The sequence below is a fragment of the Actinocorallia populi genome (assembly GCF_002995495.1).
Lineage (GTDB): Bacteria > Actinomycetota > Actinomycetes > Streptosporangiales > Streptosporangiaceae > Actinocorallia > Actinocorallia populi.
This window is the reverse complement of record NZ_PVZV01000010.1, coordinates 61,923-83,159: the sequence shown is the minus strand read 5'-3', so window position 1 is coordinate 83,159 and position 21,237 is coordinate 61,923. Positions and strand designations below refer to the sequence as shown.

Here is a 21,237-nt window from a genome sequence, read left to right as displayed (position 1 = left end):
TCGTCAGCCCGCGAGGGTGCGGGCGAGGTCGTCTGCGGCCAGGTAGGCGAGTCCGAAGGCGGGCAGCAGGCCGTTTCCGGCGAGGTATCCGGCGGCGCCGTGGCCGGAGACGCCCGCGGCGGCGCCGCCCGAGGCGTACAGGCCCCTGATCGGCCGGTCCCGCGTGTCCACGACGGCGGCGTGCTCGTCGACGATCAGGCCGCCCTGGGTGTGGAAGAGGGCGGGCAGGACGCGGACGGCGACGTACCCGGGGCCCAGCGGGCGCTCCCATCGGGTGCGGCCGTGCGGGTCGTCGCTCTCGCCGCGGGCGGCGGACGCGGAGGCGGCCAGCTCGGCGGCGAGCGCCTCGGCGGGCAGCCCGGTCGCCTCGGCGAGGGCGGCCGCGCCGTCGGCCCGGACCAGCACGCCGGACTCGACGACGTCCAGGTAGTCCTGGAACGCCAGGCACCGCTCGTGGATGGCCTCGTCGATGACGATCCAGCCCGTCGAGCCCGGCCGGGCGGCCAGCTCGGCGGCGTACTCGGAGTAGCCGCGGGTCTCGTCGCCGAAGCGGCGGCCGGTCAGGTCGACCAGGACGCCGCCCAGGACGATCGTGGCCCAGCTGACCAGGGTGCTCGCCCCGGCGGCGACCCCGGCGTGGCCCTGGTAGGCGTCCAGGTAGCCGGTGGCCGCGCCCAGCCTCTCGCCGATCCGCAGCGCGTCGCCCCTGGAGAACTCGCCGCCCTGGTAGAGGGCCCTGCCGATCTCCGGCAGGTGCTTCGCGACGAGGTCGCGGTCGGCGCCGTAGCCGTTGGTGGCCAGCAGGACGCCGCGGGTCGGGATCTCCTCCGCGGAGCCGTCGGGCATGCTCACCACGGCCGCGCGCACCGCGCCGTCCGGTCCGGTCAGCACGTCGGTGAGCCGGGCGGGGACGAGCATGTCGATGTTCGGGTGCTCGCGCACCCGGCGCGCCAGATGGTCGATGACGGTGTTGCCGTGCCGGCCCGGCACGGTGTGGCAGCGCGTGACCGAGTGGCCGGGGTAGTTGAAGTCGGTGACCAGCGACATCGGCAGCCCGACGCCGTCGTCGAGCCACTCCACCAGCGGGGCGCTGACCTCGGCGAGCGTACGGGCGAGCCGGGCGTCGACCTGGCCGCGCGTCTTGGCGGCCATGTCGGCGGCGAACCGCTCGGGGGAGTCCTCGACCCCGGCCTCGGCCTGCCAGCGGGAGCCCGCTCCGGGGAACATCGCCGTGGACATCGAGGTGTTGTTGCCGCGGCGGTAGTGCTCGCTGGCCTCCACCACCAGGACGCTCAGCCCGTGCTCCGCGGCCCGCAGGGCTCCGGCGAGACCGCCTCCTGCGCCCGCCACGACGAGATCGGGTCCGTCGAATTCCGTTGCGCTCACTGCGTTCCTTCCTGACCCGCGGCGCCCAGCCGTTCCGCTGGGAGAAACATTAGCCTGAGGGTGGGTTCAGCGTCGCACCCGGCACGGTTGCGGGTCAATATCCTGTGCGAACTTGACTATAGCCAGTCACCAGTGCCAATTTGAAAAAGCCACGACCGGGGAGCTCTCCGGGGAGGCGATCTGAGAGCGTTCCGTCAAGCGGAACGACGAGAGAGGAAGGTGCGCGTCCATGGCGGGAGCTCTGGAAGGCGTCCGGGTCATCGACACGGCCACCCTGTTCGCCGGACCGCTCGCGGCGACCCTGCTCGCCGACTTCGGCGCCGAGGTCGTCAAGGTCGAGCACCCCAAGGGCGACCCGGTGCGCGACCACGGCGCGCAGCGCGACGGCGTCGGCCTCTGGTGGAAGATGATCGGCCGCAACAAGAAGGCCATGACGCTCTACCTGGGCTCGCCCGAGGGCCAGGAGATCTTCCGCAGGATGGTCGCCGACGCCGACGTCGTCATCGAGAACTTCCGGCCCGGCACGCTGGAGCGCTGGGGGCTGGGCTACGAGGAGCTCAGCGCGATCAACCCCCGCCTCGTGCTGGTCCGCGTCACCGGCTTCGGCCAGATCGGCCCCTACGCCAAGCGCCCCGGGTTCGGCACACTGGCCGAGGCGATGAGCGGCTTCGCCGCCATCACCGGCCAGCCTGACGGGCCGCCCACCTTGCCGCCGTTCGGGCTCGCCGACGGCATCACCGCGCTGACCACCGCGTTCGCGGTGATGACCGCGCTGCGCGCCCGCGAGGCCACCGGCCGCGGCCAGGTCGTCGACATGGCCATCATCGAGCCGATCCTCACCCTGCTCGGCCCGCAGATCATCAACTACGACCAGCTCGGCATCCTGCAGCAGCGCAGCGGCAACCGCTCCAGCAACAACGCGCCGCGCAACACCTACGAGACCCGCGACGGCAAGTGGGTGGCCATCTCCACCAGCGCGCAGTCGATCGCCGAACGCGTGATGCACCTGGTCGGCCGCCCCGAGTACATCGACGAGCCGTGGTTCACCTCCGGCGCCGAGCGCGCGAAGCACGCCGACGAACTCGACGCGGCCGTCGGCGGCTGGATCGCCGAACGCGACCGCGACGAGGTCATCAAGGCGTTCGAGGAGGCCCAGGCAGCCGTCGCCCCCATCTACGACGCCGCCGACGTGATGGCCGACCCCCAGTTCGAGGCGCTCGGCACCATCGCCACCGTCCAGGACGACGAACTCGGCCCCATCAAGATGCAGAACATCCTGTTCCGCCTCTCCGAGACGCCCGGCGCCATCAGGTCCGCCGGCGCGCCAGTCGGCGCGCACACCGAGGAGGTCCTCGCCCGTTACGGCGTCACCGGCGACGAGCTCGCGGAACTGCGGGCCAAGGGCGTCATCAGGTGATCCGAAGCTGGCTGTACGTGCCGGGGGACCGCCCCGACCGGATGGGCAAGGCGCTGTCCGGACCCGCCGACGCCGTCGTCCTCGACCTGGAGGACGCGGTCGCCGCGGCGGCCAAGGACGAGGCGCGGCGCAACGTCCTGGCCGTGCTGGACTCGGGCCGGACCGCGTACGTGCGGATCAACGACCCGGCCGCCCCGGCCGGGCGGGCCGACCTGTTGGCGCTGGCCGCCGCGCCGGGCTCGCTCGCCGGGGTCCGGGTGCCCAAGTGCGAGGACCCCGGCGAGCTGCGCCGCGTCGCCGACCTGCTCGGCGTGCCGGTGTTCCCGCTGGTGGAGTCGGCGCTCGGGGTGGAGAACGCCCTGGCTCTGGCCACCGCCCACCCGCTCGTCGGGGGGATCTCGCTGGGCGAAGCGGATCTCCTCGCCGATCTGCGGGCCGCCCGCCAGGCCCTGGCCTGGCCGCGGTCGCGCATCGTCGTCGCGGCGCGCGCCGCCGGGCTGCCCAGCCCGGCGCAGAGCGTCTGGACGGCGGTGCGCGACCTGGACGGGCTGCGCGCCGACACCGGGGCGGGCCGCGCGGCCGGGTTCTTCGGCCGCTCGGTGATCCACCCCGCGCAGATCCCCGTCGTCCACGAGGCCTGCGCGCCCGACCCGGAGGAGACCGCGTGGGCGCGCGAGCTGCTCGGCCGGTTCACCGGCGCCGGCGGGACGGGCGGGGAGGCCGCCTGGATCGACGCCTCCGGGCGGTTCGTCGACAAGGCCGTCGTGGAGCGCGCCCGCTGGCTGCTCTGCCTCGCCGAGCCCGCCGACCGTGACACTCGCGACAAGGAAAGTGACATCCGATGACCCAGACCACGACCCGTGACCCGCTGCTGGCGGCCGTCGCCGGCGGTGTACGGCTGATCGAGCTCGGCCACCCGTTCTTCACCGGCATGCCGTGCTCGCCCAACCACCCCGGCTTCCGGATGACCCTGATCCGCCGCCACGGCGACATGGAGCGCCCCGACGGCGGCTCGGCGGCCAACGAGATCATCGTCACCGGCGGGCACGTCGGCACCCACATCGACGCGCTCTCGCACGTCAGCCACTGCGGCAGGCTGCACGGCGACGTCGACGCGGCCGAGGCCCAGCGCGGCGGCGTGTTCAGCGAGCACGGCGCCGAGAAGCTGCCCGGCATGCTGCGCCGCGGCGTGCTGCTCGACGTCGCGGCCGTGCACGGCGTGCCGACGCTGCCGCCCGGCTACGGGGTGACCGCCGCCGACCTGGCGGCCGCCGCGGAGCGCGCCGGCACCGAGCCGGGCGAGGGCGACGTCGCGCTCGTCCGCACCGGCTGGGCCCGCAACTTCGGCGATGCCGAGGCCTACATGAGCAAGGCCGCGGGCGTCCCCGGCGCGACCGTCGAAGCCGCCGAGTGGCTGGCCGCCCGCGGCGTCTTCGCGACCGGCGCCGACACCACCGCCTACGAGCAGATCCCGGCGGGCGCGGGCCACGCGGTCCTGCCCGTCCACCGGGTGCTGCTGGTGGAGAACGGCATCTACATCATGGAGCACCTCCACCTCGAGGACATAGCCGAGGCGGGCGTCCACGAGTTCGTCTTCGTACTGGCCCCGCTGCGCATCAAGGGCGGCACGGGCTCCCCGGTCCGCCCGCTCGCGGCGGTGAGCGCGTGAGCACGCCGATCGTCCAGACCCTCGGGGAGTTCGCCGAGGAGGCCCGGAGCAAGGGGCTGCCCGCCGAGCTGCGCGCCGACGCGGCGCGCCGCGTCCTCGACGTGCTCGGCAACAGCCTGGCCGCCACCGGCGAGCCGCCCGCCAAGGCCGTCGGCGCGCTGGTCGCCGAGTGGGGCGGCAGCGGCCGCGCCACCGCGATCGGCCACGCCGAGCCGCTGCCCGAGCCGAGCGCGGCGCTGCTGAACGGCACCCTCGCGCACTCCCTCGACTTCGACGACACCCACCTGCCGTCGGTGCTGCACCCGTCCGCGTCGGTCGTGCCCGCCGCGCTCGCCGTCGCCGAGTCGCGGGGCGCCACCGGGGCGCAGCTGCTGGACGCCATCGGCGTCGGCGTCGAGATCGCTGTCCGCGTCGGCATGGCCGGGTACGACGAGGAGCTCGGCAACTCGGTGTTCTTCGAGCGCGGCCTGCACGCCACCGCGATCTGCGGCGCGCTCGGCGGCGCCGCGGCCGGCGCCATGCTGTCGGGCCTGGGCGCCGACGGCGTCGCCCACGCGCTGGGCATCGCCGCGAGCATGGGCTCGGGCCTGCTGGAGGCCAACCGCACCGGCGGCACCGTCAAGCGCGTGCACTGCGGCTGGGCCGCGCACGCCGCCGTCACCGCCGCGGGCCTGGCCCGGACCGGGCTGACCGGCCCGCCGACCGTGCTGGAGGGCCGCTTCGGCCTGCTCCAGGCGTTCTGCGGCGACCAGTACCACCTGGAGCCGCTGCTGGACGGTCTGGGCGAACGGTGGGAGCTGCCGGGCATCTTCTTCAAGCCCTACCCGTGCAACCACTTCACCCACGCCGGCGTCGACGCGGCGCTGCGGCTGCGCGGGCGCGGGCTGGAGGTCTCGCAGATCGAGCACATCGAGCTGGGCGCGCCCACCCCCGTCCTGCGCACCATCGGCGAGCCCCGCGAGGACAAGATCCATCCCAGGTCCGGCTACCACGCCGCGTTCTCGGGCCCTTACACGGTCGCGGCCGCGCTGCTCGGCGGCGGCGGACTCGGCCTGTTCCACGAGGACTTCACCGACGAGGCCGCGGCCGACCCCGCGCGGCTCGCCCTGGCCGCGAAGGTGCACTGCGTCCCCGACGCCGAGTGCGACCGGATCTTCCCCCACCAGTTCCCGGCCGTGCTGCGCGTCCGGCTCGCCTCGGGCGAGGTGCTGGAGGAGCGCGTCAGCGTCAACCGCGGGGGGCCCGGCAACCCGCTGAGCTCCGAGGAGCTGGCCGCCAAGTTCCGGCTGAACGCCACCCGCCTGCTCGCCCCCGGGCAGGCCGACCGGGTCACCGAGCTGGTCTACGGCCTGCCCTCCGCCCCGGACCTCACCGCCCTGGCCGAGGCGCTGCGAGCGGCCCCGGCCTCCCGGTAGGGGCCGCCGGCCCCCGGACCGGTGCCGGCTCCACGGCCGAGCGGCACCGGTCCGGGCACTGTCCCGGGCATCGTCCCGGGGGTCCGGGCGGCCGGCGCGGTCAGGGCTTGCGGCCGACGCCCCCGTAGGCGTGGGCCGGGGGGCCGGGGTCGAAGGGGCTGGGCTCGGGACGCCACAGGTGGATGGGGACGACGCCCGGGTCGAGGACCTCCAGGCCGTCGAAGCAGTCGATGACCTGCTCCGGCCTGCGCAGGCGGTAGGGGACGGCGCCCGTCTCGTCGTAGCCCTCCTGCGCCTCGGCGAAGTCCTCGTCGGTCGCGGTGCCGTCGTAGAGGGTGAGGAAGCTGCCGGAGGGCAGGGGGTCGAGGAGGGCGGCGACGATCTTCTTGATCTCGGCGTCGTCGGCGATGTGGCCCAGGATGCCCATGAGCATCAGGCCCACCGGGCGGCCGGTGAGGTCCAGGGTCCGGGACGCCTTCTCCAGGATGGCCGGGGGGTCGTGCAGGTCCGCGTCGACGTAGGCGGTCACCCCCTGGGGGGTGCTGGTCAGCAGGGCCCGCGCGTGCAGGAGGACGAGGGGGTCGTTGTCGACGTAGACGATGCGCGCGTCGGGGGCGACGCGCTGGGCGACCTCGTGGGTGTTGTCGTGGGTGGGGAGCCCGGTGCCGATGTCCAGGAACTGGCGGACGCCCTCCTCCGCGGCCAGGTACCGCACCGCGCGGGTCAGGAAGGCGCGCGAGTGGCGGGCCAGCCCGGTGATGCCGGGGAAGACCCGGATGTACTCGTCGCCGGCCTGCTGGTCGACGGGGAAGTTGTCCTTGCCGCCTAGCCAGTAGTTCCAGATCCGGGCGGAGTGCGGTACTGACGTATCAATCCCGGAATAGAGGTCTTTTTCCGCTTCGTGCCAAGCAAAACTCTCTTCACCGGTCATGTCGGCCTCCGGGGGGCACCAGGCGAGGGCGCTGGGATTCTCTGTGGACGGGTCCCCATGACAACAGACGGCGGCGGTTGTTGGCTAGGTATAGGAGATATATCCCTATTGGTGCTATTGGCACTATTGGTGCCGCTTGAGGAGATCGCTAAGGATTTGTACGGAGGTTTCGGGCGTCTCCGCGGCGAAGAATTGCCCTTTCAGGAGGGCGGTGTAGTGGTGGACGACCTGGGATTCGGGCGGGTAGAGCGCGGTCCGGTCCTGCCGGAGACAGATGACGTCGGGGAACTCCTTCTCGTGGAAGCGCAGCAGCCGGACCGCGTCGCCGATCAGGCCCCTGTCGGGACCCGCCCGGCGGAGCTGGAGGCTGACGTGCGGCAGCGACGCGAGGTCGAGCAGGTGCTCGGTCTGCGCCCGCCACAGGGCGCGGTCGCCGAAGGGCGCGACCGCCGCCTCGTCCAGGAGCACCCACAGGCGGGCGGGCTCGCTCCGCCGGAGCATGCGGCGGCGGCTCAGCTGGAGCGCGACCTTCCTGTCGATCACGTCCTCCGGCGCGCCGGGGTGCTCGCACAGGGCCGCGCGCCGGGCGCGCTCGGCGGTCCACAGCAGGTCGGGGACGGCGCCCGGCTCGTAGATCTGCAGCCGGTGGCTCGACTGCTCCAGTGACAGGTAGGCCGTGGCCCAGGCGGGGACGACGTCCCGGTACGGGTGCCACCACTTCGGCTCCCCGCTCCCGGCCGTCTTCAGCAGGGTGGCGCGCTGGGCGTCCTCGATCGCCAGGCGCTCGCGCGCCAGCTCCTCGGGGTCGGGGTCGCCGGAGGCCACGCCCACCCGGCCTCCGCGCCTTCGGCTCCGGATCGTGTCCATGGCCGTGAGCGAGGCCTCGTGCCGGGCCTTCCACGCCGCGAGGGTGCCGACGCGGTCGGGGTCCTCACCGCGGTCCGCGAGGATCTCCCGGAGCACGGTCAGCAGCGAGGCCGTCATCTCCCAGCGGGGGAGCCGCCGCCGCGGTTTGGTGAGCAGGTCGTTCACGGTGGCCGCGGGCAGGGGGACGATCCGCCGCCCGTGCTGGACCGGCCGCTTCCTGAGCTCCTCGGCCAGCCGCTCCACCGCGGCATAGGTGGGAGAGGCCATCGCCCAGGCCGCCTTGAGCTCGGCGATGAAGGCGGCCACCACCTCTTCGGTGGACCCATGGGACATCCGTACTCCGCGGGGTCGTCGCACTCCGGTTCGGTGCCGAGCATCCTGCCAGCGGGCCGGTTTCGCAACCAGTGCACACGTCACTTTTCATTATTCAGTGTGAAGTAAAGTTACTTCAGTAAGAGGAGTTGAATATCTAGATCATCCGGGTTTGTCTGGGTAATGAGGTTTTTTTCAAGAAGGCGGCGTCCTCGGGCGGATCGTAGATCTGTGCCTGACACGCCCCTCCCTGCTCCGATGCCCTCCGAAGAGGATCCCATCGCCCTGTGCCTCTACACCATCTGGTCGCTCCAGACCGGCCGCCCGATGCCCGAGCGCCCCTACGAGGCGCTCACCCGCGAGCAGCTCGAGGAGTTCTGGAGCGACTGCTGAAGGCCGCGGACCTCAGGCGGAGAAAGGCGTCCCGGCGAAGAACGTCATGACGACCGCGTCCGACGAGGGAGCCGCCAACACGTCGCCGAGCGGCGCGGCCAGCAGGACGAGGTCGGCAGGGGCGCCCGGACGGACGCTCCTCGGCCTTTTGCCGGGGGCGTCGGGCGCGGTGAGGAAGAGCTCCAGGGCGCGGTGCGGGGAGAGCCGCTCCCGCGCGCCGAGGATCCGCCCGCCCGCCGTGCGGCGGTCGGCCGCGGCCTTGACGGCGATCCAGGGGTCGGGGGAGCCGTAGGGGGCGTCGGTGCTTCCGGCGACGGGCACCCCCGCGTCGAGCAGGGAGGCGCAGCGGTAGAGGTCCGCGTGCTCCCGCGGGGGGACGTCGAGCAGGTAGCGGTCGCCGCGCTCGGCGACGAAGCCCGGTTGCGTCACCACGGTCAGGCCCCGGGCGGCCAGGACCGGGACGAGTTCCGGCGACACCACCGAGGCGTGCTCGATCCGGTCGCCGGACCGGACCCCGGCCTGCTCCCAGGCGGCGAGGGCCAGGACGAGGGCGACGAGGCTGACGCAGTGGACGGCCACCGGCCGGTCCGCGAGATGCGCGGCCCCGATCGCCCCGGCCAGCGCGTCGAGCGAGGGGAGCTCGTGGTCGGCGACCACCAGCTTGACCGGCCCGCGCGCCACGTTCTCGGGGAAGTCCGCAGCGGCCAGCGCGGGACCGCCGGTGAGCGTCAGCCGCTGCGGCAACCCCGCGTCGGCCAGCACCCGCAGGTCCGCCGGCCGTTCGACGGGCGTCGCGTCGGTGACGCCGGTGACACCCGCGCGGGCCAGCCGCCGCCCCAGCGCGGACAGGTCGGGCGGATCCCCCGCGGGCAGCCTGTCCCGCAACCAGGCGTCGGCGCGCAGCAACCGGCCGGTCGGCCGGCCGGACGCGTCCGTCTCGGCCCCCTCGGGGCGCTGCCCTTCGTCCAGGCCGACGGCACGGCAGGCCGCGCTGTTCAGGCTCCACTGCGCTCCCGAGCGGTGCTGCACCCGCACCGGCCGGTGGGGGAGGAGCGCGTCCAGCGCCTCCCGGTCCAGGTCGCCGGCGACGGATTCGTGGTATCCCACGGCACGCAGCCAGGCGCCGGGGGGCAGAGCCGCGTCGGCCCGCCGCAGCACGTCGGCGAGCTCCCCGGGAGAGGACACCTCGGGAGGCCCCACCCGCACCGAACGTTCGGCCGCGGCGGTCGCCATGAGGTGGATGTGGTGGTCGTGCAGCCCGGGGATGAGCGCGCCGCCGCGTCCGTCCAGCACTTCGTCCCCGGGACGCGCCGCCAGGTCCGAGCCGAGCTCGGCGACGACCCCTCCGGCGAGGCGCACGTCGGCAGGGCGCCCGGCGACCTCCACGCCGCGCAGCAGCAGGGTGCTCACGGGAGCGCCCCGCGGGCGGGGACGGCACCGCCCGGCCCGGGAGCACCGCCCGGCGCGGCGGTGTCCCGGGCCGGCGGCGGCTCGGAGGGCGGTCCCGGGAAGGGGACCGCGGTCGTCATCGGCATCCTGCCGATGATGATCTCAGATCAGCCGAGATCGGCGATCACCTGGGGGAGGTCCGTGCTCGTGCGGATACCGGGGGGAGCGGCGCAGACGGCGGGCACGGCGTTGACGGCGCGGTTGGCCGTGTAGCCGGGCGACACCGAGGCCATCTCGTCGAGGGACACCGGGAAGCGCAGGTCGACGTCGAGCGGGGCGTCGCCGTCGACACGGACGCTCCAGCCGGTGGGCCGGACGTCCCAGACGGGGTCGAGGTCGGTGGTGCAGTACCAGGTGGCGCGGAAGTTCAGCACCGCCCGGCCGTCCCGCATGCCCGACACCGTGATGCGCTGGGCGGCGACCGTACCGGCCTTCAGGGTGCCCGCCGCGATCTCGACGGCGCGGCTCGCGACCGCGACCTCCCCGCCGGCCTCCAGGCAGTCGAGCGGTATCCCGAGGGCGTCGGCGACGAGCATCAGCGAGGGGCCGAAACTGACCCTGCCGTGGGCCAGCCGCCCTTCGGGGAGCGCCGCGGGCGGCTGCCCGAAGCCCATGACGCCGAACAGCAGCCCGGGAGAGTCGCGCCGGGACAGGTCGGCGAACTCGTTGATGGTCAGGGAGTCGAGCCGCCGCTGGATCGAGGTCAGCACCAGCGGGACGGCCTCGGTGATGAACCCGGGGCTGCTGCCGGTGCTGTGGACCGAGGTGCCGCCGCGCTCGCACGCGGCCTCGACCCGTTTGCGGACCCCGGCGTCCATGCCGTCGGGGCGGTGGAACTCGCCCCGGGTGGTGACGACGTTCGCACCGGACTCCAGCAGCCGGCAGACCTCGTCGAAATCGCAGGCGGCCGGCATGTACAGGACGCAGTCCGCGCCCAGCGCCGTGATCTCGTCGGGGTCGCGGGTCGCCCGGACACCGGTCGGCCCCAGCCCGCACAACTCCCCGGCGTCGACGCCGGCCTTGCTCTCGGAGTGCACGTAGAGCCCGGCCAGTTCCAGGCGCGGATGCTCGATGACGCCTTTCAGCGACCGGGTCCCGATGTTCCCGGTGGCCCACTGGACGACTCGGAGGGGCGTTTTCACCATGTGATCACCTTCGGGGGGAGCGGGGGAGTCATCGCTGGTGGTCCATGAGGTCCAGTGCGTCGTCGGCGGCGGTGAGGACGGTGCCGGGGGTGGCGTGGTGGGTGCGGGCGAGTTCGGTGATGAGGCGGGCGTCTTTTTGGAGGAGTGGTCCGGCGACGGGTGCCATGCGGTCGAGGGTGCCTCCGGCGGCGGTGACGCGGGTGAGGGCGAAGCTGGTGCCGGTGCCGTGGGTGATGGCTTGGGCGAGTGCGGTGGTGTTGATGCCGAGTTGTCTGCCGAGTGCGAGGGTGCTGGCGGCGGTGGCGAGGTGGGCGGTGAACAGGAGGTTGTTGAGGAGTTTGGTGAGTTGTGCGCTGCCCAGTGCTCCGGTGTGGATGATGGGTGAGGCGTAGGTGGCGAAGACGGGGCGGCAGAGTTCGACGGCTTCGTCCTCGCCCCCGACGATCACCAGCAGGCGTCCTTCGGCGGCGGCGCCACCCCCGCCGCTGACCGGGGCGTCCACGAGGCGGATGCCCCGTTCTCCTGCGAGTTCGGCGAGCCTGCGGCAGGTGTCGGGGTGGACGGTGCTGTGGATGGCGATGACGCCGCCGGACCGCAGACCGGCCAGCACACCCGCGTCTCCGGTGAGGACCTCTTCCACGTCTGCGTCGTTGACGACGCAGACGCAGACGATGTCGCACTCGGCGGCCAGTTCGGCCGGTGAGCCGGCCGTCTTGGCGGAAGTGTCGGCGAAGGACTCCAGGGTGGCGGCCCGTCGTGCCCACAGGGTGGTGTCGTAGCCGGCGTCGATGATCCGGCGGGCCATGGGAGCGCCTTGGCTGCCCAGGCCGATGAACCCGACGTGCATCAGCCGACCTCTTCCTGCTGCGGCTGGGGGCGCCAGAAAGTGGCGAGGAGCCCCGCGGTGGCGATGAGGGCGATGCCGAGGGCGATGGCTCCGCCGGCCCAGCCGGTGACGGCGATGTCGGCGGCTTCGTCCACCGACCAGTCGCCGGGGCCGGTCATGGCGAGGGCGAGGCAGGCGACGGCGAGGACGAGGACGTATTCGTAGCCGTCCTTGAAGACGAAGAACCCGTTCTTGCGGTGGGCCAGGAGTCCGGCGACGAGCATGACGGAGATGACGGCGGCGCAGGCCAGGGGGGTGAGCAGGCCGATGATGAGCAGGACGCCCGCGCCGATTTCGGTGAGGACGCTCATCCAGGCCTGGAGGGTGCCCTGGCGGAGGCCGAGGCCGGTGAACCAGCGGGCGGTGCCCTGGATGCCGCCGCCGCCCCTCCAGTGGTTGTAGCCGTGGGCGATCATGGTGATGCCCACGACCACCCGTACGAGCAACGGCGCGACGACGTCGGCGTCCATCAGCCCACCCTTTCGCGGTCCACGGCCTCACGGGCCAGGACGCATTCCTCGACGAACGACAGGATCTCCAGGTGGTAGGCCAGGGCGCAGCGGCCGAGGCTGAGGTTGTGACCGCCACCCACCTGCTCGTGGACGGCCACCCGGGGGGAGGCGGTGAACAGGGACGCGACGTCCGCCAGCGCCCCGGCCCCCGCACGCCACCACATCTCGTGCTCGCCGAGGCTGTAGTGCACCGGGACCCGCACGCGGGACGCGAGCTCCGCCAGGCCCTCCGGCCAGCCCTCCGCCTCCGTCCCCTCGTAGGAGGGGGCGGGGGCGGCGATCCGGGCTCCGCCGACGAGGTCGTCCGGGTAGATGCGGGGCGGTCCCCACAGGATCTCGCGCAGGGCGGGACCCGCGGGGCGCTCGCGGTCCCACTCCCGCCACAGCCGCATGGCGCGCTCGTGGCGGTGCCGCCCGGTGCCCGCGATCTCCAGGCCCAGCAGGTCCGCGCCCCGCTCGTCACCGGCCATGCGGATCGCCAGCTCGCACCCGCTGGAATGCGCCATCAGGAACACGCCCGCGCCGGAGGAACCCGGCAGCCGCTCCAGCGCTCCGAAGGCCAGGTCGACGCGCCGCGCGGCCGAGGTCAGCTCCTGCCTGTACGGGGCAGAGGCGCCGTATCCCGGACGGTCCAGCGCGATGACGGTGAAGCCGAGCGCGGCGCCGGCCCGCAGCAGCGACAGCCGCGGATGGTCCGGCGCGTCGTAGTACACGCTGCTGGTCGCCCCGCCGTGCAGGGCGAGGACGACGGCCCGGGGCCGCTCCGCCTCCTGGACCAGCGCCGACATCGGGATGCCGTCGACCTCGACGATCCGGAACCTGGACGTCATGAATCGGTCCTGAGCAGGATCGCCCCGCTGGGGGTGAGGCCGCCGCTGCTGACCACGGCGACCTTCGCGTCCGGCACCTGGCGCTCCCCGCCCTCGCCGCGCAGCTGGACGACGGCCTCGTGCATCAGCCCCATGCCGTGGGTGCGGCCGTGGGAGAGCTGCCCGCCGTGGGTGTTCAGCGGCAGGACGCCGTCGCGGGCGATGTTCTTGCCGCCGTCCAGGAAGTCCTTGGCCTCCCCGATGCCGCAGAAGCCCAGGGCCTCGATCCAGGACAGGCAGTTGATGGTGAAGCCGTCGTAGAGCTGGGCGACGTCGACGTCCGAGGGCCGCAGGTCGGTGCGCGTCCACAGGTGGGCGGCCTGCCCGAGCACCTGCGGTTCGTGGGTGAGCGTGCTCTGGTCCCACTCGATCCGCTCGATGATCTGGGTGCCGACGGCCTCCACCCGGATGACCGGCCGGTCCAGGTCGCGGGCGGCGTCCACGGCCGACACGATCACCGCGACGGCGCCGTCGCAGGGCACGTCGCAGTCGTAGAGGCCGAACGGCGTGGTGATCGGGCGGGCGCCCAGGTAGTCGTCCATCGTCATCGGGTCGCGGTAGATCGCGGTGGGGTTGAGCGCGGCGTTGGCACGCTGGTTCAGCGCGATCCAGCCCAGGGTCTCGCGGGTGGTGCCGTAGCGCTGGAAGTGCCGCTGGGCGTTCTGCGCCAGGGTGTGCGCCGCCGACACCGAGCCGAAGGGCATCCGCCAGGCCGAGGAGCCGCCCGCCCTACCGCCGGGCGGGGTGATCTTGCCCTGCCGCATGAGCTCGTTGTGGGTGGCCTCCCACAGGGTGCGGAAGCACAACACATGGCGGGCCATCCCGCCGGCGACCGCCATCATCGCGGCGATGACCGACCCGCCGGGCCCGAACGTCTCGCCGCCGCCGTTGTGCCAGGTGGGGCGGATGCCCAGCGCGGCCTCCAGCGCGGTGACACCGCCTTCGCCGAACCCGCCGAACGGGCCCGCGCCCGGGTAGGTGGCCAGCCCGTCGATGTCGTCCAGGCTCAGCCCGGCGTCGGCGACCGCCCGCTCGCACGCCTGCACGGTCAGGGAGAGCGGGTCGACCATGAGGCGGCGGCCCAGTTCGGAGGCGCCGACGCCGGTGATGGCGACCTTGTCCTCGAACTTCTCGGGCGTGAGCATCGGGCGCACATGGCGCCACATCTGGTCGGGCTCGATCTCGTCGCGCACCGGCGGGGCCGGCTCGCCCTGGTCGGCGGCGGGCCGGAAGAGCGGCAGCCACACGTCCTCGACCTGCTCGAAGGCGACCTCCATCCGCATGCCCAGGGAGAGCTCCGCGGGGTCGCATCCGACGATGTTGGTGGTGAGGCGGACCCGGGGGTCCTCCTCGATCGCGACCTGCGCCACGACGTAGGGCGCCGGCAGCCCGGGGAGGCCGAACCGCTCGTTGACGGTGAAGCCGATGAGGGTCGCGAACCCGGAGACGGCCCGCACCCCGATCTCGCGTTTCCGGCAGTACCGGCAGACCGGCTGGGGCGGGTGGATCAGGGCCGAGCAGGACTCGCACTCCTGGAAGCGCAACCGGCCATCCGCCCCGGATGTCCAGAAGAACGCGGTCTCTTCGGTGAGCAGGGGCAGGGGGCGTCCCGAGGGCCCGTCCACATCGTCTCCTCAACTGTCGCGGTGGTGGGGCCGGGCTCGGGCGCGCCCCGCCGAAGGGGCGCGCCCGAGCCCGGCCCCCGTCGGTCAGGCGGAGAGCTCCGCCCGCTTCTTGCGGATGGTGACGGGTTCGGCGAGGCGCTGCTCGTCGCAGGCCTTCTGGAGCTTGTCGAGGGTCTCCTCGAGGCCGGGGCCGAGCCGGGAGCCCGGGGTGAAGGTGGCGGGCAGGTAGCGCATGCCGTTGATGACGGAGATCGTGTCGTAGTGCACGGTTCCTTCGGGGTCGCACACGTAGTCGGGCATGCGGTCGAGGACCTGGAGGATCATCCGTTTGAAGACCGTGCGTGCCACGTTGGAGCCGATGCAGCGGTGGATGCCGAGGCCGAAGCTGGCGTGCCGGTTGCCCTCGCGGTCCATCTTGACCTGGTCGGGTTCTTCGAAGACCGCCGGGTCGCGGTTGGCCATGGCCCAGGAAAGCCAGAGGCGGTCGCCTTCTTTGAACCGCACTCCGGCGATTTCGCAGTCGGCGGAGATGGTGCGTCCGTCGCCGACGGCGGGGGTGTAGAAGCGCAGGAACTCCTCGGTGGCCGAGTCCAGGAGGGTGTCGCGCTCACGGCTGAGCCGTTCGCGTTCGGCCGGGTTCTGGGAGAGCCATTCGATGGCATGGGAGCTGAGTGCGGTGGTGGTGTCGAACCCGCCGCCGATGAGCAGTCCGAGCACGCCGAGGATTTCCATGTCGGGTGCTTTTTGGCCGTTGATGTCGGCGTTGATGAGCGCGTTGATCAGGCCGGGTCGGGGGTTCTCCTTGATGTCGGCGAACTGCTTGAACAGTTCCATGCCCATCTGCATGTGGAGCTGGCCGACCCGTTCGATGTCGGGGGAGTCCAGGGGGGTGTAGATGGCGGCGTGCGCCGGTTCGCAGTAGACGGTCCAGTCCTTGATGGGGATGCCCATCATGCCGAGGGTGAAGACGGCGGGGACGATGTTGACGAGGTCTTCGACGAAGTCGATGCGTCCGGACTCGATCCTGTCGTCGATGCAGGCGCGTACCAGTTCGTCGATCCACGGGATCCACCGGCTGGTGGCCGCGGGCGACAGATAGGGATTGAGGGTCTGGCGGTAGTAGCGCTGCTCGGGTGGGTCCATTTCCAGGAATCCGCCGCGGCGGCCTTTTCCGCGTGCGGGTGCGGGGATGGAGATGCCCTGGTAGCCGCGTCGTTCGTTGTTGACGTCGTGGTCGTTGGAGAGGTATTCGGCGGAGCGGGCGGCGAGTTCGAAGACTTCGCGGTTGCCGGCGGCGACCCAGTGTCCGCCGTGGGTGTCGGTCCAGGCGATGGGGCACTTGGCGTGCATTTCGTGGGTGATGTCTTCGAAGCGTTCGCGGTAGTCGGGCGCGTGCCGGTCGAAGTGGTACTTGATCTTCTTGCGCTCTTCGTCGCCGATCGCGTCTTGCGTGCTCACGCTGTGCCCTCCACGGAGATCGCCCGCTCGGGGCAGGACCTGACCGCCCCCATGACCTTCTGCTCCAGCCCGGCCGGAACGTTCTCGTCGATGACCGACGAGTGGCCGTCGACGTCGTCGAGTTCGAACACCTCGGGAGCCTTCATCGCGCAGAGCGTGTGGCCCTGGCAGCGCTCGGAGTCGACCTGTACCTTCATCGTTTTCCTCCTTGTCGCGGTGGGTCCGTGGGCTCAGACGTGGAAGTCGTGCCACTTGAGGTAGCCGCCCGCGTCGACCCGCAGCTGCATGCCGGTGACGAAGCGGGACTCGTCGGAGGCGAGGAACAGGACGGCGTTGCTGATCTCCTCCGGCTCGACGTAGGGCACCGGCATGGCCTGCTGCACGTAGAAGGCGGGCTCGGCGTCCTCGCGGGTCGGGTTCTCCAGGTCCGGGCGGAAGGACCTGTACATCGGCTCGCTCTGCAGCATGGGGGTGTTGCAGTTCGTCGGGTGCACCACGTTGGCCCGGATGTTGCGCGGCGCCAGGTTCAGGGCGAGGCTGTGCACGTACTGCGACAGGGCGCGCTTGGCGAAGACGTAGGCGTGGCCGCCGGGGTCCTTCCCGGGCTCCTGCACGATGCCGTGCGCCATCAGCGCGGCGGCCGAGGCGGTCGCGATGATGGAGGCGCCCGCCTCGAGGTGCGGCAGCGCGGCCTGGATCGCGTTGATCGACCCGACGAGGTTGGTGTCCACGACGTCCGACCAGGCCTGCATCGGCGGGCTGCCCTTCATTCCCGCGATGCCGGCCTGCGCCACGACGATGTCGACCCTGCCGAGCTCGGCGATGCCCCGAGCCAGCGCGTCGCGCACCTGCCCGGCGTCGCGGACGTCGGCCTGCACCGCGGTGATGCGGCGGCCCTTCTCCTCGACCAGGCGGACCGTCTCCTTCAGGTCCTCCGGGGTGGCCAACGGGTAGTTGACCGTCTCGAGGTCCCGGCAGAGGTCGATCGCGATGATGTCGGCGCCCTCCTCGGCCAGCCGCACCGCGTGGCTGCGGCCCTGCCCGCGCGCCGCTCCGGTGATGAACGCGACCTTGCCCTCAACACGTCCCATGGTCGGTGGTGCCTTTCTCTTTCTCATTGAATGCGGCGGAATCAGGTGTTGCGTCCGCCGTTGACGCCCACGATCTGGCCGGTGATGTATCCGGCCTCCTCCGAGATCAGGAAGGAGCAGGTCGCGGCGAGGTCCTGCGGCGTGCCGACCCGGCGGACGGGCGTGCGCTGGATGTGGTCCTCGATCGTCCCGCCGAGCAGCCCGCGCTCCTCGGCCTTGCGCAGCATGGGGGTGTCGATGAAGCCCGGGGGCACCGCGTTGACGGTGACGCCGGCGGGGCCGAGCTCCAGGGCCAGCGCCTTGGTCAGCCCGTTGACCGCCGACTTCGCCGACACGTAGTGCGCCATGTACTGCTGCCCGGAGTGGGCGCTGGAGGAGGAGATGTTGACGATCCGGCCCCAGCCGGTCTCGACCATGTCGGGCAGCACCGCCTGGACGCAGTGGAAGACGCCGTTCAGGTTGACGTCGATCACCCGCTGCCAGGACGCGAAGGACAGGTCGGCGAAGCGCTTGAACCCGTCGAGGCCCGCGGCGTTGACCAGGACGGTGACCGGGCCCAGGCTCGCCCTGATCCGGGTGAGCGCCTCGTCGATCTGCTCCCGGCTCGTCACGTCCGCCTTGTAGGAGTGCTCGGTGGCCGGGGGGTTGAGGTCGAGCGTGGCGACCCGGAGCCCGTCGGCCTTCAACCGTTCGGCGATGGCCTTGCCGATGCCCGAGCCGCCGCCGGTCACTACCGCGGTCCTCATGCGCAGGCCCCTTCTTCGAAGATGGTGGTGCGGTGCGTCGGTACGGTCGTCCGAATCACGAGAATCTCCCTTCCAGATGCGAGAACACTACTCTCATCGCTGACCCTTCCGGAAGTCCTCGCTAACGGGCATTCTCTATAGTGGATGCTTGATTCGCAAGAAGTGAGAATGTAGTTTCCACCCATCGACGAGGAGGCAGCATGGGAACTGACGACAGGGCGCGAGGCGTGACGAAGCGCCTGCTCATCGACGGGAAACTTGTCGAGACCGAGCGGACGTACGCTTCGCTCGACCCGGCGACGGGGGAGGTGTTCGGCCACGCGCCGGACGCCGCGGTCGCCGACGCCGAGGCCGGTGTCGCGGCGGCCCGCCGTGCCTTCGACACCACGGACTGGGCGACCGACAGGCAGTTGCGCATCCGCTGCCTCGACCAGCTCCACCAGGCGCTGAACGAGCACAAGGAGGAGCTGCGCGAGCTGACGATCACCGAGGTGGGCGCGAGCCGCATGCTCACCCACGGCAACCAGCTCGACATCCCCATCAAGATCGTCAGCTACTACGCGGACCTGCTGCGGACCTACCCCCTGAGCGAGGAGCTCGGGGAGATCGAGGACCGGGGCCAGCGCCACCGCCGCTGGATCGAGAAGGAGGCGGGCGGAGTCGTCGCGGCGATCCTGCCGTACAACTACCCCAACCAGCTCGCGCTGGCGAAGCTGGCGCCCGCGCTCGCCGCCGGCTGCACGGTCGTGCTCAAGGCCGCGCCGGACACGCCGCTGGTCACGCTGGCCCTGGGCGAGCTGATCGCCGAGCACACCGACATCCCGCCCGGCGTGGTCAACGTGATCTCCTCCTCCGAGGTGGCGGTGGGCGAGGTGCTCACCACCCACCCCGACGTGGACATCGTCAGCTTCACCGGCTCCACCCAGGTCGGCCGCCAGATCATGTCCGCCGCGAGCGGCACCCTGAAGCGGGTGTTCCTGGAGCTCGGCGGCAAGTCCGCGATGATCGTCCTGGACGACGCGGACTTCGACGCCGCGGCCATGTTCGCCGGTTTCACCATCTGCTCGCATGCCGGACAGGGCTGCGCGCTCACCACCCGGCTGCTCGTGCCCCGGGAGAGCCACGACGAGATCGTGGCGAAGGTCGCGGCGTCCATGGGCCGGATCAGGTACGGCGACCCCGCCGACCCGCAGACCTACATGGGCCCGCTCATCAGCGCCAAGCAGCGCGACAAGGTGCACGCCATGGTCGGGCGCGCCGTCGAGGAGGGCGCGACGCTGGTGACCGGCGGGCAGAAGGTCGACCCGGGCTTCTTCTACCAGCCGACCCTGCTGGCGAACGTCGACCCCGACAGCGAGATCGCGCAGAACGAGGTGTTCGGCCCCGTCCTCGCCGTCATCCCCTACACCGACGACGAGGACGCGGTGCGCATCGCCAACAACTCGATCTTCGGCCTGTCCGGCGCGGTGCACAGCCGCGACGAGGAGCGGGCGCTGCGGGTGGCGCGCCGGATCCGCACCGGCACGTTCAGCATCAACGGCGGCAACTACTTCGCCGCCGACGCGCCCTTCGGCGGCTACAAGCAGTCGGGCCTCGGCCGGGAGATGGGCGTGCAGGGCCTGGAGGAGTTCCTGCAGATCAAGACCCTCGCGACGGTGGTCGCATGAGGCCCCTCGAAGGAGTACGCGTCCTCGAGGTGGCGATGTACGGCTTCGTCCCGTCCGCGGGCGCGGTCCTCGCCGACTGGGGCGCCGAGGTCATCAAGGTCGAGCACGCCGTCAACGGCGACCCGCAGCGCGGCCTCCGCCAGACCGGCACCTTCAAGGTCGAAGGCGACCCCAACCCCAACATCGAGCACGCCAACCGCGGCAAGCGCAGCATCGGCCTCGACATGTCGAAGCCCGAGGGCAGGGAGGTGCTGCTGGACCTGGCCCGCCGGGCCGACGTGTTCCTGACCAGCTTCCTGCCCGGCCACCGCGCGAAGTTCGGCATCGACGTCGACGACATCCGCGCGGTGAACCCGAAGGCCGTCTACGCGCGGGGCAGCGCCCTCGGCCCCCGCGGCGCGGAAGCCGAACGGGGCGGCTACGACATGACGGCCTTCTGGGCCCGCGCCGCGACCGCGGCCAGCATCACCCCGTCCGGCTCGGCGGGCCTGATCAACCCGCCCGCCCCCGCCTACGGCGACACCATCTCCGGCACGAACCTGGCGGGAGGCATCGCGGCGGCCCTGTTCCGCCGCGAACGCACCGGCGAACCCTCGGTCGTCGACGTCTCCCTGCTCGGCAGCGGCCTGTGGGCCATGGGCCACGGAATCGCCCTGTCCCAGCACCTGGGCGAAGCCTGGGAGACACCCCCGCTGGGCACGCACGGCTCGACGGCCAACCCCCTCTCGGGCCTGTACCGCACGGCCGACGACCGCCACATCTCCTTCGTCATGCTGCAGCCCGCCAAGTTCTGGGCCGACGTCTGCCGCCACATCGACCGTGCGGACCTGATCGACGATCCGCGCTTCGCCACCGGCGAGCTGATCGCCGCCAACACCGCCGAGGCCGTCGAGATCCTCCGAAAGGTGATCGCCTCCCGCACCCTCCCGGAGTGGACCGAGCGCTTCGCCACCCTGGCCGGCCCCTGGGCCCCCGTCCAGGACTCCCTCCAGGTGGGCGAAGACCCCCAGATCCGAGCGAACGAATACCTGCGCAAGGCCGGAGAACTCGAGCTGGTCGCCAACCCCGTCCAGTTCGACGTCACCGCCCCCGACCTCGCCCCGGCCCCGGAGTTCGCCGCCCAGACCGAGGAGATCCTCCTGGAACTCGGCCTCGACTGGGAGCGCATCATCGAGCTCAAGACGGCAGGCGCCGTCACCTGACCGCAAGCCCGGTCGGCGCGCGACGCTCACGCCCATGGCGGCGGCGAGGTCCTTCCGGAGGGGTCCGGCATGCTCGTGTGCTTCGGCGGGCGACCGACGGGTTCCGGCTTGGAGCTCGGCAAGGGGAGGCATCGGCGCGTCGCCGAGGTGGATCCGGGTGCGGAGCGCCCCGCGGCTCGAGAACTCGAGCGGCGGGG

General features: G+C 72.2%; 20 protein-coding genes. 7 read left to right on the top strand and 13 right to left on the bottom strand.

Annotation, left to right across the window (positions count from 1 at the left end; genetic code table 11):
* Positions 1 to 3: 3 nt before the first annotated feature.
* Positions 4 to 1,386: an FAD-dependent oxidoreductase gene (locus tag C2865_RS33255; RefSeq protein ID WP_106402612.1), complete on the bottom strand. Its 1,383-nt coding sequence runs from the start codon at positions 1,384 to 1,386 to the stop codon at positions 4 to 6.
* A 229-nt stretch (positions 1,387 to 1,615) separates the two neighbouring features.
* Here C2865_RS33255 and C2865_RS33250 point away from each other — a divergent pair, with 229 nt between their 5' ends.
* Genes C2865_RS33250 through C2865_RS33235 form a run of 4 tightly spaced genes read left to right on the top strand, consistent with a single transcriptional unit; the run spans position 1,616 to position 5,887 of the window.
* Positions 1,616 to 2,803: a CaiB/BaiF CoA transferase family protein gene (locus tag C2865_RS33250; protein WP_106402611.1), complete on the top strand. Its 1,188-nt coding sequence runs from the start codon at positions 1,616 to 1,618 to the stop codon at positions 2,801 to 2,803.
* Positions 2,800 to 3,648 carry an HpcH/HpaI aldolase/citrate lyase family protein gene (locus C2865_RS33245; RefSeq protein ID WP_232835937.1) on the top strand — a complete coding sequence of 283 codons (849 nt, stop codon included), beginning with the start codon at positions 2,800 to 2,802 and terminating at the stop codon, positions 3,646 to 3,648. The genes C2865_RS33250 and C2865_RS33245 overlap by 4 nt, the downstream gene beginning before the upstream one ends.
* The gene (locus tag C2865_RS33240; RefSeq protein WP_106402610.1) at positions 3,645 to 4,472 is read left to right on the top strand and encodes a cyclase family protein; all 828 of its coding nucleotides are present in this window, start codon (positions 3,645 to 3,647) and stop codon (positions 4,470 to 4,472) included. Before C2865_RS33245 ends, C2865_RS33240 begins: the two co-directional genes overlap by 4 nt.
* Positions 4,469 to 5,887 carry an MmgE/PrpD family protein gene (locus C2865_RS33235; RefSeq protein ID WP_106402609.1) on the top strand — a complete coding sequence of 473 codons (1,419 nt, stop codon included), beginning with the start codon at positions 4,469 to 4,471 and terminating at the stop codon, positions 5,885 to 5,887. Before C2865_RS33240 ends, C2865_RS33235 begins: the two co-directional genes overlap by 4 nt.
* A 100-nt stretch (positions 5,888 to 5,987) precedes the next feature.
* Here C2865_RS33235 and C2865_RS33230 read toward each other — a convergent pair whose 3' ends face one another.
* A complete protein-coding gene (locus C2865_RS33230; protein WP_106402608.1) occupies positions 5,988 to 6,818 on the bottom strand; it encodes an SAM-dependent methyltransferase in 831 nt (276 codons plus the stop codon).
* Between the two features lie 123 nt (positions 6,819 to 6,941).
* Positions 6,942 to 8,018, bottom strand: a complete 1,077-nt coding sequence (locus C2865_RS33225) for a Scr1 family TA system antitoxin-like transcriptional regulator (protein ID WP_106402607.1) — start codon at positions 8,016 to 8,018, stop codon at positions 6,942 to 6,944.
* Between the two features lie 237 nt (positions 8,019 to 8,255).
* Here C2865_RS33225 and C2865_RS41630 point away from each other — a divergent pair, with 237 nt between their 5' ends.
* Positions 8,256 to 8,390 (top strand): hypothetical protein, encoded by a 135-nt coding sequence (locus C2865_RS41630; protein WP_269802762.1) that lies wholly within the window; start codon positions 8,256 to 8,258, stop codon positions 8,388 to 8,390.
* 12 nt (positions 8,391 to 8,402) lie between these two features.
* Here C2865_RS41630 and C2865_RS33220 read toward each other — a convergent pair whose 3' ends face one another.
* From C2865_RS33220 to C2865_RS33175, 10 genes are all read right to left on the bottom strand, one after another.
* Positions 8,403 to 9,800 (bottom strand): amidohydrolase family protein, encoded by a 1,398-nt coding sequence (locus C2865_RS33220; protein ID WP_106402606.1) that lies wholly within the window; start codon positions 9,798 to 9,800, stop codon positions 8,403 to 8,405.
* A 146-nt stretch (positions 9,801 to 9,946) separates the two neighbouring features.
* Positions 9,947 to 10,984, bottom strand: a complete 1,038-nt coding sequence (locus C2865_RS33215) for an NAD(P)H-dependent amine dehydrogenase family protein (protein ID WP_106402605.1) — start codon at positions 10,982 to 10,984, stop codon at positions 9,947 to 9,949.
* A gap of 28 nt (positions 10,985 to 11,012) precedes the next feature.
* The gene (locus C2865_RS33210; RefSeq protein WP_106402604.1) at positions 11,013 to 11,831 is read right to left on the bottom strand and encodes an NAD(P)-dependent oxidoreductase; all 819 of its coding nucleotides are present in this window, start codon (positions 11,829 to 11,831) and stop codon (positions 11,013 to 11,015) included.
* Positions 11,831 to 12,340 carry a DoxX family protein gene (locus C2865_RS33205; protein ID WP_106402603.1) on the bottom strand — a complete coding sequence of 170 codons (510 nt, stop codon included), beginning with the start codon at positions 12,338 to 12,340 and terminating at the stop codon, positions 11,831 to 11,833. Before C2865_RS33205 ends, C2865_RS33210 begins: the two co-directional genes overlap by 1 nt.
* Entirely contained in the window at positions 12,340 to 13,212 is an 873-nt protein-coding gene (locus C2865_RS33200) for an alpha/beta hydrolase (protein ID WP_106402602.1), read from the bottom strand. Before C2865_RS33200 ends, C2865_RS33205 begins: the two co-directional genes overlap by 1 nt.
* Positions 13,209 to 14,876, bottom strand: coding sequence for a thiolase C-terminal domain-containing protein (locus C2865_RS33195; protein ID WP_106402601.1), 1,668 nt, complete (start codon positions 14,874 to 14,876; stop codon positions 13,209 to 13,211). Before C2865_RS33195 ends, C2865_RS33200 begins: the two co-directional genes overlap by 4 nt.
* An 84-nt stretch (positions 14,877 to 14,960) precedes the next feature.
* Positions 14,961 to 16,334, bottom strand: coding sequence for a cytochrome P450 (locus C2865_RS33190; protein ID WP_106402600.1), 1,374 nt, complete (start codon positions 16,332 to 16,334; stop codon positions 14,961 to 14,963).
* Entirely contained in the window at positions 16,331 to 16,531 is a 201-nt protein-coding gene (locus tag C2865_RS33185) for a ferredoxin (RefSeq protein WP_106402599.1), read from the bottom strand. The genes C2865_RS33190 and C2865_RS33185 overlap by 4 nt, the downstream gene beginning before the upstream one ends.
* A 33-nt stretch (positions 16,532 to 16,564) precedes the next feature.
* Entirely contained in the window at positions 16,565 to 17,425 is an 861-nt protein-coding gene (locus C2865_RS33180; RefSeq protein WP_106402598.1) for a mycofactocin-coupled SDR family oxidoreductase, read from the bottom strand.
* Between the two features lie 41 nt (positions 17,426 to 17,466).
* Positions 17,467 to 18,171 (bottom strand): SDR family NAD(P)-dependent oxidoreductase, encoded by a 705-nt coding sequence (locus C2865_RS33175; protein WP_106402597.1) that lies wholly within the window; start codon positions 18,169 to 18,171, stop codon positions 17,467 to 17,469.
* A 200-nt stretch (positions 18,172 to 18,371) separates the two neighbouring features.
* Here C2865_RS33175 and C2865_RS33170 point away from each other — a divergent pair, with 200 nt between their 5' ends.
* Together C2865_RS33170 and C2865_RS33165 are read left to right on the top strand one after the other, a co-directional pair.
* A complete protein-coding gene (locus C2865_RS33170) occupies positions 18,372 to 19,838 on the top strand; it encodes an aldehyde dehydrogenase family protein (protein ID WP_106402596.1) in 1,467 nt (488 codons plus the stop codon).
* Positions 19,835 to 21,040 carry a CaiB/BaiF CoA transferase family protein gene (locus tag C2865_RS33165; protein WP_106402595.1) on the top strand — a complete coding sequence of 402 codons (1,206 nt, stop codon included), beginning with the start codon at positions 19,835 to 19,837 and terminating at the stop codon, positions 21,038 to 21,040. The genes C2865_RS33170 and C2865_RS33165 overlap by 4 nt, the downstream gene beginning before the upstream one ends.
* Positions 21,041 to 21,237 lie beyond the last annotated feature (197 nt).